14 protein-coding genes and 1 tRNA gene are annotated in these 15,288 nt (G+C 45.7%); 11 read left to right on the forward strand and 4 right to left on the reverse strand.

All coding sequences use genetic code 11. From position 1 onward, the window contains the following. Positions 1 to 184: 184 nt before the first annotated feature. Complete coding sequence (locus QUB16_RS04275; RefSeq protein ID WP_333314262.1) at positions 185 to 1,666, reverse strand: ankyrin repeat domain-containing protein; 1,482 nt, start codon at positions 1,664 to 1,666, stop codon at positions 185 to 187. Between the two features lie 96 nt (positions 1,667 to 1,762). Between QUB16_RS04275 and QUB16_RS04280 the strand changes: the two genes are divergently transcribed. From QUB16_RS04280 to QUB16_RS04305, 6 genes are all read left to right on the forward strand, one after another. Beyond that, positions 1,763 to 2,233 carry a DUF4079 domain-containing protein gene (locus QUB16_RS04280; RefSeq protein ID WP_333314263.1) on the forward strand — a complete coding sequence of 157 codons (471 nt, stop codon included), beginning with the start codon at positions 1,763 to 1,765 and terminating at the stop codon, positions 2,231 to 2,233. A 152-nt stretch (positions 2,234 to 2,385) separates the two neighbouring features. Continuing rightward, on the forward strand, positions 2,386 to 3,135 hold the full coding sequence (locus QUB16_RS04285; RefSeq protein ID WP_333314265.1) for a hypothetical protein: 750 nt from the start codon (positions 2,386 to 2,388) through the stop codon (positions 3,133 to 3,135). Continuing rightward, complete coding sequence (locus QUB16_RS04290) at positions 3,125 to 3,583, forward strand: DUF7689 domain-containing protein (RefSeq protein ID WP_333314267.1); 459 nt, start codon at positions 3,125 to 3,127, stop codon at positions 3,581 to 3,583. Before QUB16_RS04285 ends, QUB16_RS04290 begins: the two co-directional genes overlap by 11 nt. A 125-nt stretch (positions 3,584 to 3,708) precedes the next feature. Next, on the forward strand, positions 3,709 to 4,251 hold the full coding sequence (locus tag QUB16_RS04295; protein ID WP_333314268.1) for a type II toxin-antitoxin system antitoxin SocA domain-containing protein: 543 nt from the start codon (positions 3,709 to 3,711) through the stop codon (positions 4,249 to 4,251). 4 nt (positions 4,252 to 4,255) lie between these two features. Further along, positions 4,256 to 4,867 (forward strand): type II toxin-antitoxin system PemK/MazF family toxin, encoded by a 612-nt coding sequence (locus tag QUB16_RS04300; protein ID WP_333314269.1) that lies wholly within the window; start codon positions 4,256 to 4,258, stop codon positions 4,865 to 4,867. 369 nt (positions 4,868 to 5,236) lie between these two features. Further along, the gene (locus tag QUB16_RS04305) at positions 5,237 to 6,073 is read left to right on the forward strand and encodes a leucine-rich repeat domain-containing protein (RefSeq protein ID WP_333314271.1); all 837 of its coding nucleotides are present in this window, start codon (positions 5,237 to 5,239) and stop codon (positions 6,071 to 6,073) included. Positions 6,074 to 6,076: 3 nt separating this feature from the next. On the opposite strand, the gene QUB16_RS04310 is transcribed toward QUB16_RS04305, so the two are convergent. Together QUB16_RS04310 and QUB16_RS04315 are read right to left on the reverse strand one after the other, a co-directional pair. Beyond that, on the reverse strand, positions 6,077 to 7,138 hold the full coding sequence (locus QUB16_RS04310) for a site-specific recombinase (protein ID WP_333314273.1): 1,062 nt from the start codon (positions 7,136 to 7,138) through the stop codon (positions 6,077 to 6,079). A gap of 124 nt (positions 7,139 to 7,262) precedes the next feature. Further along, positions 7,263 to 7,333, reverse strand: a tRNA-Cys gene (locus tag QUB16_RS04315). Positions 7,334 to 7,533: 200 nt separating this feature from the next. On the opposite strand from QUB16_RS04315, the gene cpdA reads away from it, so the two are divergent. From cpdA to QUB16_RS04330, 3 genes are all read left to right on the forward strand, one after another. Continuing rightward, positions 7,534 to 8,313, forward strand: coding sequence for a 3',5'-cyclic-AMP phosphodiesterase (gene cpdA / locus QUB16_RS04320; RefSeq protein WP_333314274.1), 780 nt, complete (start codon positions 7,534 to 7,536; stop codon positions 8,311 to 8,313). Between the two features lie 191 nt (positions 8,314 to 8,504). Then, the gene (locus QUB16_RS04325) at positions 8,505 to 9,983 is read left to right on the forward strand and encodes an alpha-amylase (protein ID WP_333314275.1); all 1,479 of its coding nucleotides are present in this window, start codon (positions 8,505 to 8,507) and stop codon (positions 9,981 to 9,983) included. A gap of 202 nt (positions 9,984 to 10,185) precedes the next feature. After that, positions 10,186 to 10,962, forward strand: a complete 777-nt coding sequence (locus QUB16_RS04330) for an SDR family NAD(P)-dependent oxidoreductase (protein WP_333314277.1) — start codon at positions 10,186 to 10,188, stop codon at positions 10,960 to 10,962. A gap of 257 nt (positions 10,963 to 11,219) precedes the next feature. Here the strand turns inward: QUB16_RS04330 and cofG are convergent, their stop codons facing one another. After that, positions 11,220 to 12,173, reverse strand: coding sequence for a 7,8-didemethyl-8-hydroxy-5-deazariboflavin synthase subunit CofG (gene cofG / locus QUB16_RS04335; RefSeq protein ID WP_333314279.1), 954 nt, complete (start codon positions 12,171 to 12,173; stop codon positions 11,220 to 11,222). Positions 12,174 to 12,535: 362 nt separating this feature from the next. Here cofG and psbA point away from each other — a divergent pair, with 362 nt between their 5' ends. Together psbA and cbiE are read left to right on the forward strand one after the other, a co-directional pair. Beyond that, positions 12,536 to 13,618, forward strand: coding sequence for a photosystem II q(b) protein (psbA, locus tag QUB16_RS04340; protein WP_333070606.1), 1,083 nt, complete (start codon positions 12,536 to 12,538; stop codon positions 13,616 to 13,618). 384 nt (positions 13,619 to 14,002) lie between these two features. Beyond that, positions 14,003 to 15,271, forward strand: a complete 1,269-nt coding sequence (gene cbiE, locus QUB16_RS04345; protein WP_333314280.1) for a precorrin-6y C5,15-methyltransferase (decarboxylating) subunit CbiE — start codon at positions 14,003 to 14,005, stop codon at positions 15,269 to 15,271. The last annotated feature ends 17 nt before the right edge of the window (positions 15,272 to 15,288 follow it).

Here is a 15,288-nt window from a genome sequence, read left to right on the forward strand (position 1 = left end):
CAATGCGTAAGTCCAGATATAGCGGTTCTTAAAAAAGTGAGGTATGCCCACGGAGGCTTATGCCCTATGCCCTCTGCCCATGAGTACCTCATATGAGAGCTCGAAAGGCTATATCTGAGATTCTTCACTTCCCAAAGCCTACCCTCAGAATGACAGAATTAAGTTACTCAAAACTATTTGATTCTTACTCCAGTGCTCCAGCACTTTTGAGCAATTTCACCACGCTGGAATAACGTTTAAACTCAGCCAGCATTAAAGCTGTATAATTGCCCGGATTTTTGTGGTTTAGTTCTGCACCAGCATCAATTAAAACCTGTACAGCACCGACACAGCCCCGATGTGCAGCCCACATTACAGCCGTTGCGCCCGAATCATCGAGCAAGTTGAGATCCGCACCTTTTTCGACTAATAATTGGACGATCGCCACATAACCTCGATCGCACGCCTTCATTAAAGCCGTTTTCCCCAAATCCGCCGGGATATTCGGATCAGCACCGCCGTCAAGCAAAGCTTTCACAGTCTCGGTATGTCCGTGAAACGCAGCCAGCGTCAAAGCCGTCTCCCCAAAGTTTTTCGCATTCAGAAACTCATCCCGATTTGAGTTTACTTTTTGCAGCAAAGCCGATACGATCGCACTATGGCCGTGAACAGCCGCCACCAGTAAAGGCGTATCGCCCAACCGATTTCGAGCACCGACACTAGCACCTCGGTTTAAGAGCAATTCCACGACATCTTCCCAGCCTTCAACCACGGCAAAATTCAAAGCAGTTTCATCATCTTTATCTTTAGCGTTGATATCCGCGCCAGCATCAAGTAAGATATGGGCGATCGCCGCATTTCCTCCAGCAGCAGCGGCCATCAAAGCCGTGCCCCCATCTCCATTTTTCACATTCGCATCAGCACCCGCACCAAGCAAAGTTTGCACCACATCAGTATTGCCGGAATCCGCAGCCAAAGTTAAAGCAGTTTCTCCGTTTTTGTCGCGAATTTCGACATCAGCACCAGCAGCCAACAGCGCCTCGACAACAGCCAAATTTCCCGCCGTCGCAGCCAGCATCAAAGCAGTTTTGCTCTCTAGATTTTTAACATTAGCATCCGCCCCACAATTGAGCAAAATTCGCACAATTTCAGCGCTACCTTGACGGACAGCTAAAAACAGCATAGAATTGTCAGCAACAGCACCCGCATCTGCCAAAGCTTTGACAACAGCTTCGTGTCCCGATAAAGCAGCTATTTTCAGAGCAGAATCTCCATCTTTATCTCGGACATTTACATCAGCATTAGCATCAAGTAACATCCGCACAACATTGATATCGCCCTTGAGAGAAGCGGCCATCAAAGCCGTACTTCCATCATCATTTTTAGCATTAACATCAGCACCCGCAGCCAGCAACAGCCGCACAGAGTCAGCCTGCTTGTGAGCCGCCGCCAGCATCAAAGCTGTCAAGCCAAAACGCCTGCTCACCTGGTTGACATTAGCGTCATTGTTTAGTAGAATACGCACGATTTCTGTATAGCCCTTTTGGGCAGCAAACATCAAAGCCGTCGTCCCCTCAGAGTCTTTGGCGTTTGCGTCAACTCCCTTAGCGAGTAAAGCTTGGACGTGAATAATGTTGCCAGTCTTGGCGGCTTGGATTAATACAGCGTCTTGTTTAGTGGCAGGCATAATAGTCTCTCATACCGTATATTTTTACCGTCGCACGAGACGGCCTGACTGGTATGCTAAGTTTTATGAAGTATGTTTGCTAATCCTCAGAACACTATGAATCTCGAAATTCCTCAGTCAGTGAAAGTTTGGAGCCAATTCATCCACCCAGTTTTAATGTGGGTACTGCTGGCTATCTCATTTTATGCTTTGTATCTGGGCATTCAAATCCGACGTACCAGAAGTGCGGAAGGCGAGCTCAAAAAAGAGTTACTTAAGGGCAAATTCAACGTCAAGCACCACCAGATGGGTTCTTTGCTGTTAGCCTTGATGGTTACGGTGGCGATCGTGGGGATTGCTGTCACCTACATCAACAACGGCAAGCTATTTGTCGGGCCGCACTTGCTAGCAGGGTTGGGAATGATGGCAATAATTGCGATCGCAGCCTCGCTGACTCCTTTGATGCAAAAAGGCAATGATTGGGCGAGAAACACTCACATCTTTCTGAATATTGTGCTCTTGGGGCTGTTTGGCTGGCAAGCGGTATCAGGCGTGGAAATCCTCCAAAGAATTATCAGCAAAATGTGATAATTTGGGTAAGATTGCTAATTTAGGACTTACGCACAGACTCTACTTGTAGGGTGCGCCTAGCGCACCTTACCATTTGTGTTTGAATGAATGTATAAGTAAGCCAATTAGTCTCAAGTTAACTTTCTCTTAGCAAAGACAAGAAAACTAATATGCCTTCTTTAAAAATACATCGCCAATATCAATCCGGCATCGAAAAAATTATAGCCTTGGACAACTCAGTCTTTGAGGCTATTTTGACTGCATTGAGAAAAACAGTCCCTGCGTTGCCTCTTGATGATTTAGTCAGAAACGTAGAGTCAGAGGTAGAAAACACGAACTATGATGATTTAGTCAATATACTAGAGAGTATTATTCCTATATACGCTTTAAAGAAAACTTATGCTTGGACAGTGGAAGAACTAGCAGATGAGCTGATTGCGGCTGTTGATGAATTTGAAGAACTCTCTAACTTATCAACCGAAGAAAAAGAGCGATTTTGTGAAAAGCTTAATGAATTGTTGATGCCGAATAGCTTTTTAGAATCGGCATCAAAAGCCAAAGATGTTTTAAAAGTATATTTGTTGCCTTCAGGAATTCCTGCTGATGACTTCCCGATTAAAAGCAAGGTAGAACTGGAAGCAGAGTTTAAGAAGTTCGCCGAAGAATGGCGCGTAGAGACGGGGATGCTATCATTAGTTACACAGAAATCGATGCACCAGGCTTATCAGAGAATTATCGGCATGGGACAGCCAGTTATCCCCTTGATTTTGCGTGACCTCGAACAAAAGCCAGACCATTGGTTTTGGGCGTTGAGGGCAATTACTGGTGACAATCCGGTAAAACCCGAACAGCGCGGCCGGATGAAGCAAATGGCCCAAGCCTGGATACAATGGGGAAAAGAACACGGTTATGAGTGGTAAGCTAGAGTACCGAAAAATATTGAGATTTCCTAACTTAGAGCTTACTGAATATCAAGTAACAAGTGAAGAAACAGTAGATTATAACTGCTTTGCTTTTGCTGCTGGAGAAGAGGAATGCAGATGGGATCCGGTAGACCCAGATGGGTACTGGCCGGATGGTGTTTCAAGAGAGCTAACGCTGGAAGCTTTTATCCAAGCTTATCAAACTATTGGATATGAACCTTGCGAGAATCGTGACCTTGAACCGGGGTTTCAAAAAATAGCAATATACACCTATAACGGCCAGCCACAGCACGCAGCCAGACAAGAAGAGGATGGTAAGTGGAAAAGCAAGTTAGGGGATTGGGAAGATATCGAACATGAATTAGAAGGGTTAGAAAATCCTCATTATTATGGGGTTGTTCAACAAATATTAAAGCGAGCGATAATCCTTCTAAATATTTCTTAGACGGCAATTCAACTTTTGAAGAATACACTCTTGGACGCACACACTCTATTTGTTACCATTGGGTATTTTTTATCTGCTTTAATAGCCAAGCTTTCCTTTGGATGATATAATAGAATAAAGTTCAATTGAGCGAACAAATTATAAGATTAATTAGGGAGCTTTTTGAAATCAAAAGAAGGAAAGCCATGCTAGAAAACCTGATCAAATACTTTGTGTACGCAACAAAAGGCTATATTACAAAAACGCAGTTAATCAAGTTTTTGTATTTGGCCGATCTTTATGCGGTCAAATGGACAGACAAGCAGCTTACTGATTTAGATTGGCGTTATTATTACTATGGGCCTTGGAATGAAGGCATAGACGCTGCTTTAAATCAAATGAATGGCAAAGAGATTGTTCAAGAATCTCAGGGAGAAAGTATATTCATCAGACTTGGTGAGGGAGCTGGTAATGTGGATGATTTAAAGTTACCTTTAGGTCTGAAGCTCATGCTTGACAACATCAGGAGAGAATGGGCGGGATCAGGAGAGGATAAACTGAATCAGTTACTAGAATATGTATATAACACTGCTCCCATGCTTGAGGTTAGATATAGCCACCAACCAGAGGAACAGGTGAGACTTAATCTGTACAAAGAAAGAGAAAAGTTAATGAGTGAATTGGAGTGAGCGAGTGTCTGGACAAAAACCGCGTCAAGGTTGGATTTATTTTATCAATCCCTATAGAGTATCTCTTCGTTGCAAACTCGGTCATCATCATATTTATGAGATAAATGAACCAGGGGAGATTGAGTGCAAGACAATTTCTTGCACTCAGGTGATTAATTCGAGTCGGGTTTTTCGGGGAGAGCATCCTTATATCGTTTGGACAAATGACCAATTTCAAGATGAATCTAAATACATCCAAACTTTGACGCTGATTCCGTTGACTTCACAAGAAACCTATAAAGGTTTGCCAACTGTATATCCGATTAATTCTACAAGCACAAATGGTCTTTCTAAGAATTCCTTCGCTCTAGTGCATCAGATATGTACTGTTGATGCTAACTGTTTTAAAGATTCGCAAGGGGATTGGCTTAAGCGAGTTGGACAACTGGATAAAGCAGATAAGGAAGCTATAGAGGAACGTTTAAAGTATTTTTTAAATCTTGGGGAGAATCCGGGTGAAGATTGGTTTATTAAAAATGCGTCTATAGAACTTTTGCAGAAACTGTTTAATTTTCTACCGGATGAAACCACAAAAAGTATGGCTATAGAAAAACTGATCGACGATTTGCGATCGTAGTCAATAGACATCTACAAAAAATCAAATATCGCGTAGGAGTACGGGTAGTGTCTTTTCGTAAAGGATGAAGAATAATCGACCTTTCGAGGAGTCTTACCCAGTCTGACTTCCAAAATAGAGTATTTTACTCTGTCCTTTACGAAATACCACTACCCTAAAACTGTCCGAAATTTCGGACAGTTTTAGCTAAGTTTTACTGCGGAAAGAAGAACTTGATAGATGAGAGATAGACTAAAATCATAGTCACACTAAAATGAATTTCACTGAGAGACAAAGAACATGACGCGAGAGAAAGCAGTGCAGAGAATCGATCAAGCATCTGAGGAGAATTCGACAAAACTGGATTTGTCGGGGCTGAAGTTGAAAAAGTTGCCACCAGAAATTGCCAAGTGCATAAAACTTGAAACTTTGCTGTTGGGCCAAGATGAAGACAGACAGGTTGGAAATAGGTTAACTGAGTTTCCTAATGCTGTCCTTGAATTAACCAACTTAAAGATACTTGACCTCAGTGACAACAAGATTACATCTGTCCCTGAAGCGATAGGGCAACTGCCAAATTTAACAACGCTCAGTTTACGTGGGAATCGTATTACCTCTATCCCTGAATCGATCGGACAACTGTCAAACCTGACAAAACTTGACCTTGGATATAATCGTATTACCTCTATTCCTGAATCGATCGGACAACTATTAAGCCTGACAAAACTTGACCTTGAATATAATCGCCTTACCTCTCTTCCTGAAGTGATTGAGCAACTGTCAAAATTAAAAGAGCTTCTTCTTAGCAGGAATCAGCTTACTTACATCCCAGATACGCTTGGACAACTGTCATACCTGACAAATCTTGACCTTTTTGATAATCAGATCACCTCCATCCCTGAATCGATCGGGCAACTGTCAAAACTAAAAGAACTTTCCCTCACGTGCAATCAGATCGACTCCATTCCTGAATCGATCGGGCAACTGTCAAACCTGACAGAACTCGCCCTTAACGGCAATCGAATTACTTCTATCCCTGATACAATCGGAAAACTGTCAAACCTAACAGAACTTGCGATTGGAAGCAATCCGATCAGCTTCATTCCCGAATCGCTAGGACAACTATTGAAATTGGAATGCCTTGATATATCGGGGGAACAAATTATTTCCATTCCACAAGCTATGAGGCAGTTACCGAAACTGAAAATATTCGAGGGCAATGACTAGAAATTAACGCGCGTGCATTGACAAAATGCGATCATAAGCTCGCTGTTGCTCGCGCTCATTCAGAGCTAAATGATAAGTCTGTGTATGGGTCGCCAAGGAGTGGCCCATTTGTTTGGCCGCCAGCGAGGCATCTAGCCCAAAGCTCATAGCCCGAATCGCCCAAGCGTGACGCAAATCGTAAGCACAAAAATCAGCAGGCGATCGAGCAAAAAACTTGCAAACGCGATCGCCAAAGTCAGCGTGACACTTACCAGTAACGGGAGGCCGCTTATCATTTGCCAAATCCCAACGCTCCGCCCATTCGGGCCGTAGTGGCCAGCATTGCCGATAACCGGTTTTCCCTTCGAGCACTTGAGCGATCGGAAATTTACTCAAATCCAGATAAAAAGCTTCGTGGTCGCGCAAACCGTATGCAGCAAGAATGCCGAAAACCCACTGCCACTGAGGGTTCTCAATTTTGTCGAAGCAAGCTTCAATATCGTCATCGCTCGGTAGATTGCGGGGCTGCACCTTTGTGGGGGAGTAGTTACCAAGTAAATCACCCAAATCCATATCAATGCCGGCGAATTGAGCTAGCTGCCGGAAAGCTAAGCAAAAGCGGCGCCGCTGCCGGGTGTTGGGCTTTGTCTGGGCGATCGCACTTAACAATATCTCTGGGGCGATCGGCTCGTCCGCAGGTAACTGACTAAAAGGTTGCAGGTAATCCGTTTTCCAAGTGGTTGAACAAACCGCACCTCGCTTGCTTTGCTCGAATTTTGCCAACCAATCGGCGATCGTCTCAGCAGGCTTAGAACTGCCGCCACCGTAATCTCCCCAGTCAAACTTTCGGGCATCCCGCAGATACCCAACTTTGCGAGCTTCCTTCTCGGCCAAGGATATTCCGGCGATATTCGCGTGAATGCCTAGCGCGATTTGCTGCTGGCACGGCGATAACTTGCCCGAACCAGGGCGCGGGGGGAGTACAGCCCTAAGATAAAGGCGATCGCCCCGCTGCAAAATCGAGACCCCAGTCTTGGCCGCCTTCAAGCGACCATTAGCTTGATTGATTTTTGGGTTGTTTGGCACTGTCTTAGTTTTGCACTACTTTCTCAATCTAATTATGTGCGATTATATGCGATTTACAATCAGCAACAATCGTACTATCGTTACCACGAAAGCAATTCAAGCTATTTAAAAACATGACTAAAAAAGGCGGCACCCAGATTTGAACTGGGGGTGGAGGTTTTGCAGACCTCTGCCTTACCACTTGGCTATGCCGCCGTCACGTCTCAAATTTGACGTTTTCTTATAGTACACCAAATCTCGAAAATTTTAACATACCTGTCAAAAATTTCGTCAAGCGCAGCTATCCCGATCGCGCGTGGGTTCCCCAAGGGTAGGGAATCGCCCTTTTTTCCATATCCCCAAAACCCTTGTGGGAAGGTACTCTAGAACTATAGCAACGACCCGCAACACCAGCCATGACACCCGATTCTCCCCTACTCGTCGCCCAAATCACCGACACTCACTTGTTTGCAGAGATCGATCGAGAATGGAAAGGCCTCTCAACAACCCGCACCCTCCAAGCAGTTCTCGATCGCTTGCAACAGATACAGCCGCCGCCCGACTTACTCCTACTCACAGGCGACTTGTCCCAAGACGAAACACCCGAATCCTACCAGCGCCTCGTCTCCCTCATCGCCCCCCTCGGAATACCCGCCTACTGGATACCTGGGAACCACGACAACATCCCAGTCATGGCAGAAATCTTAAATCAGTCGCCCCTTTCCCCAGAAAAATCATGGATGCTAGGAAACTGGCAATTTCTATTACTTTCGAGTGTGGAAGCCGGATGCGACGGCGGGCGGCTTTCCCCAGAAAGCTTGCATTGGCTCGACTCTCAACTGCAAGAAACGGGCGATCGACCTGTTATCATTGCCTTGCACCATCATCCGCTGCCGATCGACTCTGAAATCATGGATGGAATGATGCTGCAGAATGCTGATGAATTTTTGGCAATTGTCGATCGATATCCTCAAATAAAAATCGTCCTCTGCGGCCACATTCACCAAGAATTTCACCAACAGCGGGGCTCAGTTACCTACTTGGGGACACCCAGCACCTGCATCCAACTTTTACCCAAAAGCCATCCGATTATACTTGACGAAATCCCGCCGGGATTTAGATTGCTTGAATTGGCGATCGACGGTACTTGGAACACCAGAGTTGAGCGAGTTGCCGAAGCATCGCCACCCTTTTAATAATTTTCGATAGCCTGAAAATAATTATTATCAAATTTACATTTTTTTGTCAATCCATCAACAGATAGATTGTGGTGAGCAACCCCATCTATTATGATATTTATTAACGATAGATTGTAGACCTACGTAAACTAGCAAGCTACGAACAAAAATCTATCTGGCAATATTACAAAATAGGAAAAACTAAATATATGTCTGAAGCCAATGGCGTGATGATGCAGTATTTCCACTGGTACAGCCCCGACGACGGCAGCCTGTGGAATCAGCTAGCGAAATCTGCAAAAGATTTAGCCAAAATAGGCGTTACATCCCTTTGGTTGCCACCCGCCTATAAAGGAACTGGCGGCGGTACGGATGTGGGTTACGGCGTCTACGACTTATTCGATTTAGGCGAGTTCGACCAAAAAGGGTCGGTACGGACGAAATACGGGACAAAAGATGAGTATTTGGCCGCGATAAAAGCTGCCCAAGATGCAGGAATTCGGATTTATGCCGATGTAGTCTTCAACCACAAATTAGGTGCAGATGCAGAAGAAGAAGCCGAAGCCACACCCTTCAATCCCGATGACCGCAATGCCACAGTAGGCGAATATCAAAACATTAAAGCTTGGACGCATTTTACTTTTCCCGGTCGCGATAAAAAATATTCCAGCATGGAGTGGCATTGGTGGCATTTTGACGCCATTGATTACAACGTTTACAACACAGAAACCCATGCCGTTTACCTACTCAAAGGTAAAGAATTCGATCCCGGAGTAGACTTAGAAAAAGGTAATTATGACTACCTGATGGGTTGCGATTTAGATATGGACAACCCAGAAGTCACCGGGGAATTAAAATACTGGGGTGAGTGGTATGTCGATACAACAAACGTTGACGGCTTTCGCTTCGATGCCGTCAAACACGTTAAAGCAGAATTTTTCCAAGAATGGTTAGAACACGTTCGTAACTATGTCAAACGCGACTTATTTGCAGTCGGCGAATATTGGTCTTATGAAGTTGAAGCTTTGCACAGCTTCATCCAAGCAACCGATGGTAAAGTCTCCTTATTTGACGCGCCCCTCCACTACAACTTCTACGCTGCTAGCAAAGCCGGCAATAGCTACGACTTACGAACAATTTTTGATAACACCCTCGTCCAACAGCAACCAGCCCTCGCCGTTACCTTGGTTGACAACCATGATTCCCAACCCTTACAATCCCTAGAATCAGTTGTCGAGGCTTGGTTTAAACCCCTTGCCTACGCTTTAATTCTGCTGCGGCGCGAAGGATATCCGTGCATTTTTTACCCGGATTATTACGGCGCTAACTATAAGGATACAGCAAACGATGGCAACGAATACGAGATTTGGTTAGACAAACATCAGTTTATGGTAGATAAATTCTTGTTAGCGCGCCAAACCTATTCCTACGGCAATCAGTACGATTACTTCGACCACGCCAACACTATTGGCTGGACGCGACTCGGAGATGAAGAACATCCGGGCGGCATGGCTGTGGTACTCAGTAACGGAGGCGATGGCACCAAGTTTATGGAAGTCGGACAACCGAATCGAACTTATATTGACATCACCGAACACATCCAAGAGCCCATCACCACGAATGAGGATGGTTGGGCTGATTTTAGGTGTAACGCCGGTTCAGTTTCTGTCTGGGTTCCACAGCCGTAAGAACAGCATTAAAATTGAGGTACTCCTCTGCCTAAAGTAGGGTGTGCAGTGCACACCTTACCGCTATAATTAGTACATTAAACCACTTTTGAATTTCATGATTTTGATGACGGAAAGTTGTTTGTAGTGAGGACTTTAGTCCTCTATCGAGTATTATTTTTATGCTATGCGATCGCGCAAAAAAATATTTATCTAAAAAAATATGAAACTTTCACAAAAAGTTGCCGTTATTACCGGCGGTGGGTCGGGAATTGGTCGTTCAGCAGCAATTTTAATGGCCAAGGAAGGCGCAAAAGTTGCTATTATCGATCGCATTTTGGAAACGGGGCAAGAAACCGTCCGCCAGTTGGTCAATGAAGGAGGCGGCGGGCTGGCTATTGCCGCAGATGTTGGAGATTCTGGGCAAATGCAAAAAGCGTTTCAAACAATTTTTGATGAATATCAAAGAATTGATATTTTGTTTGCAAATGCGGGTATTAACGGTGTATGGTCGCCGATAGAGGAGATAGAACCCGATGAGTGGGATCGGACAATTAACACCAACCTCAGAGGAACATTTTTGGCTGTTAAGTATGCTGTTCCTCATCTGAAAAAACAAGGAGGTTCAATTGTAATTACATCATCGATTAATGGCACCCGAAGTTTCAGGAAAGTTGGTGCCACGGCCTACGCTTGTTCAAAAGCTGCCCAAGTAGCCTTTGCAAAAATGCTGGCGCTAGAACTCGCAGCCTGCCAAATCAGAGTCAATGTGATCTGTCCGGGCGGGGTGCTAACTGCAATTGAAGAAAGCACCGTTAAGCGCCATCTCGATCGCATTCCAGTCCCGCCTGATTCCATTCAAGACATGATTCCTTTGACGGATAATACCGCAGGTTCTAGCGAAGAAGTCGCCCAATTAGTGTTGTTTCTGGTATCACATTCCTCCAGCTTCATTACAGGTACTGAAGTCTGGATTGATGGTGGCGGTTCTTTGATTTGAAATCTCTATAGCAGCAATTTAAAGAATCTTGCTACCAATTACCCATCTTCAATTCTTCAATCTAAAATCGATTGACTGACTATCAAGCAATTTGGTCACAAGCCCCCGGATTTATCCCTAGGCTCAATTCTTCAATTCTTCAATTCTTCAATTCTTCAATTCTTCAATCGATTGACTGACTATCAAGCAATTTGGTCACAAGCCCCCGGATTTATCCCTAGGCTCAATTCTTCAATCTAAAATCTAAAATCTAAAATCTAAAATCGATTGACTCTCCATTGTTTAACAGCAGTTTGCAATGTCTGTGGCAGCCACTTATCGTACTGAGGATAAACAGGCAAACGCTGCACAAGTTGCCATCCCGCTGCTGCTAAAATTTCTGTTAAAGTTTGGTGTTGCAGGTGAGGATAATCGGGATTAACTTCATCCCGCGGTCCAATTCCTCCTAAATCTCTAGCACCTGCTTCTAAACAAGCCAGCAATATGTCTGGCTGTGCAACTAAATTCGGGGGAATTTGCAACCTGATTTCCGATGGTAAAATGCTGCGGGCGATCGCAATTACTTCCGGCATTTTTGTAGCATCAAAAACTTCACCGTCCCAACTTTGCTGATTTCCGGGACTGTGTGGCTGGAGGATAACTTCTTGAATGTGATTGTATAGCGAATGAATCCGGGCGATCGCCTCTAATGTCTCCACCCAATCTGCCTCACTTTCCCCAATTCCCAGCAGCAAACCAGTTGTGAATGGAATCTTTAATTCCCCAGCCCATTCTAACTGTTGCAGCCGCAGCGCCGGCACTTTACTCGGTGCGTGCCTGTGAACAGTTTGTAACAAATGTGGGGTAAGCTGTTCTAGCATCAGCCCCATCGATACATTTACCTCTTTTAACAGTGCCATCTCCTCAAAGCTGAGCGGCCCCACATTAGTATGCGGCAAAAATCCCAGAGCAAGTGCCAGTTCGCACAAATCGTAAATCCGCTGCAACCAAGCTTTTCGCCGTTTACTTTGAGGATGTACCTCGCCGCTGAGGATGAGAATTTCAATTACACCTTGAGTTTGCAGCAGCAAAAGCTGTTTTTCGGCTTCTGCGAGTGTTAGCCAAGGACTTTGCAGCGGTTCTGCCCGAAAATTGCAATAGGTGCAGCGGTTAAAACACTCGTAAGTGGGAACCAGAGTATAAGCAGGGCTGTAGGTGACGTTGCGGGACATTCCTTGGGATTTTTATCGATCGGACTTACGCAACAACATATATCTGTGCAGTGCGAGTTTTGCGGTTGGCGATCGCAACCCTTAATCTATCTTAACACTGACGCCCATCCCGAATCTCGTTCCCCAGGTAGATTATGAGTATTCTTCATTTGTGGGCGATCGTCCCCAAATTCCCCATTCTGCTTTTCAACTCCTTATACAGCAAGCCTTGTGGCTTTTAACAAGCATATTTTATGACACCTATAAGAAAAACTGTGCTTAAAAGGCCTTTACAAACTGAAATAAAAGCTTTATGTTTATTTACATGGCGGAACACAAAGCCGTCACGAACATTGAAAACCAAATAAAGCAATCATAAACAAATGACAACAACCTTACAGCAGCGCGAAAGCGCCAATGTCTGGGAACGCTTTTGTGAGTGGGTCACAAGCACCGACAACCGCATTTATGTAGGTTGGTTCGGAGTCTTGATGATTCCTACCCTCCTGAGCGCCACCATCTGCTACATCATCGCCTTCATCGCTGCCCCTCCAGTGGACATCGACGGCATCCGCGAACCAGTAGCAGGTTCCTTGATGTACGGTAACAACATCATCACAGGTGCTGTTGTTCCTTCATCCAACGCGATCGGCTTGCACTTCTACCCCATCTGGGAAGCAGCTTCCCTCGATGAGTGGTTGTACAACGGCGGCCCTTACCAATTGGTAATTTTCCACTTCCTCATTGGCGTTTTCTGCTACATGGGTCGTGAATGGGAACTGTCTTACCGCTTAGGTATGCGTCCTTGGATCTGCGTCGCTTACTCTGCACCTGTTGCAGCAGCCACCGCAGTATTCTTGATCTACCCAATTGGACAAGGTTCGTTCTCTGACGGTATGCCTTTGGGTATCTCCGGTACATTCAACTTCATGATCGTGTTCCAAGCTGAGCACAACATCCTGATGCACCCGTTCCACATGTTGGGAGTTGCTGGTGTCTTCGGTGGTAGCTTGTTCTCCGCCATGCACGGAAGCTTGGTAACATCTTCCTTGGTTCGTGAAACAACCGAAACCGAATCACAAAACTACGGTTACAAATTCGGTCAAGAAGAAGAAACCTACAACATCGTTGCAGCCCACGGCTACTTCGGTCGTTTGATTTTCCAATACGCTTCTTTCAACAACAGCCGTTCTTTGCACTTCTTGTTAGGTGCATGGCCAGTTGTCGGCATCTGGTTTACCGCTTTGGGTATCTCCACGATGGCTTTCAACTTGAACGGTTTCAACTTCAACCAATCGATTATCGACTCGCAAGGTCGTGTTATCAATACTTGGGCTGATGTCATCAACCGCGCTAACTTGGGTATGGAAGTAATGCACGAGCGCAACGCTCACAACTTCCCTCTCGACTTGGCTGCTAGTGAAGTCACCCCAGTAGCTTTGGTTGCTCCTTCTATCAATGGCTAAGTTTTAGTTTTTGATTAACAAAAAGCGCTCCTAGAAATAGGGGCGCTTTTTGTTTGGGGAAAAATATTTAGAGACTTTATTAGGATATCTCGTCCGGTAAAATAACCGTTATAACTCACATCTTGTACCATTATTAATAACCGTTTCACGGGCGGGCAGGATGCCCAACCCCTACTCCCCACAAGAAGAAATATACTCTTTGTGGAACAGGCAAGATGCCTATTATTGAAAATTGTGCAAGATGTCAGTTATAAATTTTGTAGTCAATAATTCAGTCCCACAGAGTTTTATGAGGAATGAATTCCTCACTCTAAATCAATTTTATTCGGGTTGTTCTAGCGGAAATAATGTGATTAACAACTAATAACTAATAACTAATGAGTGATGACTATTGAGTTTGATGATTCCGATGCAGCCGGAAACGAGATTAGCAGTAAGGATTCAATGCACAAATGGCTTTCGGTGGTGGGGATTGGCGAAGACGGACTTTCGGGATTGAGTGCGATCGCCTCTACCCTCCTCTCTCGATCTCAAATCGTTGTTGGTGGCGCCCGTCACCTAGCAATGCTACCAAGCGACGACAGCCGCGAAAAATTGCTCTGGGCATCGCCTTTGCAGACAACAGTTGACGACATCCTCCGCCGCCGGGGACAGTCTGTGTGCGTGCTCGCAAGCGGCGATCCGATGTGTCACGGAATTGGGGTAACACTGTCGCGCCAGATTCCCATTTCCGAAATGACTGTAATTCCCGCTGCATCGGCTTTTAGTCTTGCTTGCGCCCGTTTGGGTTGGGCTTTGGCGGATGTTGAGACTTTCAGTTTGACAAATCGCCCGATCGCATCGATCGCCCTTGCTTTGTCGCCGGGGGCGCGCTTGCTGGTGTTGAGCGCTGACAGGCACACGCCGGGAAAGGTTGCCCAATTGTTGACGCAGCGGGGGTTTGGCAGCAGTTTGATGACCGTGTTCGAGCGGATGGGAGCGGGAGCGGAACGGCGGATCGAGAGGGTAGCAGCAGCCTGGAATGCAGTGGATTTGGCGGATTTGAACACAATCGCGATCGCAGTTGCAGCCGATCGACCAACTGTGATTTTCCCTCGTACCTCCGGTTTGGCGGATACTGCTTATCGCCACGACGGACAACTTACCAAGCGGGAGGTTAGAGCCGTTACTCTGTCAACGTTAGCACCGATTCCCGGAGAGTTGCTTTGGGATGTGGGGGCGGGCTGCGGTTCGATCGCGATCGAATGGATGCGGAGTCATCCTCGGTGCAGGGCGATCGCGATCGAACGCCATCCGACTCGATTGCAATACATCGCTGAAAATGCCTCGACTTTCGGTGTTCCCGAACTCGAAATCGTGGCGGGATCAGCGCCGGAAGCCTTGACAAATTTACCTCAACCGAATGCTATTTTCATCGGCGGCGGTGTCACCGCAGAATCTGTGCTGGAAACTTGCTGGAATGCTTTAGGTGAAGGCGGCCGATTAGTTGTTAATGCGGTGACTGTTGAGAGCGAGTTTAAAGTTTTGCAATGGCACGATCGTTATGGTGGGGAACTAATTAGAATTGGGATTCAGCGAGTAGGGGCGATCGGTTCTTTTCAGGGTTGGAAGCCGCTTGCACCGGTGACTCAGTGGGCGGTTGTTAAGGGGTAATACCAATTCTGATTGGC

It is taken from the genome of Microcoleus sp. D3_18a_C4, assembly GCF_036702415.1.
Classification (GTDB): Bacteria; Cyanobacteriota; Cyanobacteriia; order Cyanobacteriales; family Microcoleaceae; genus Microcoleus.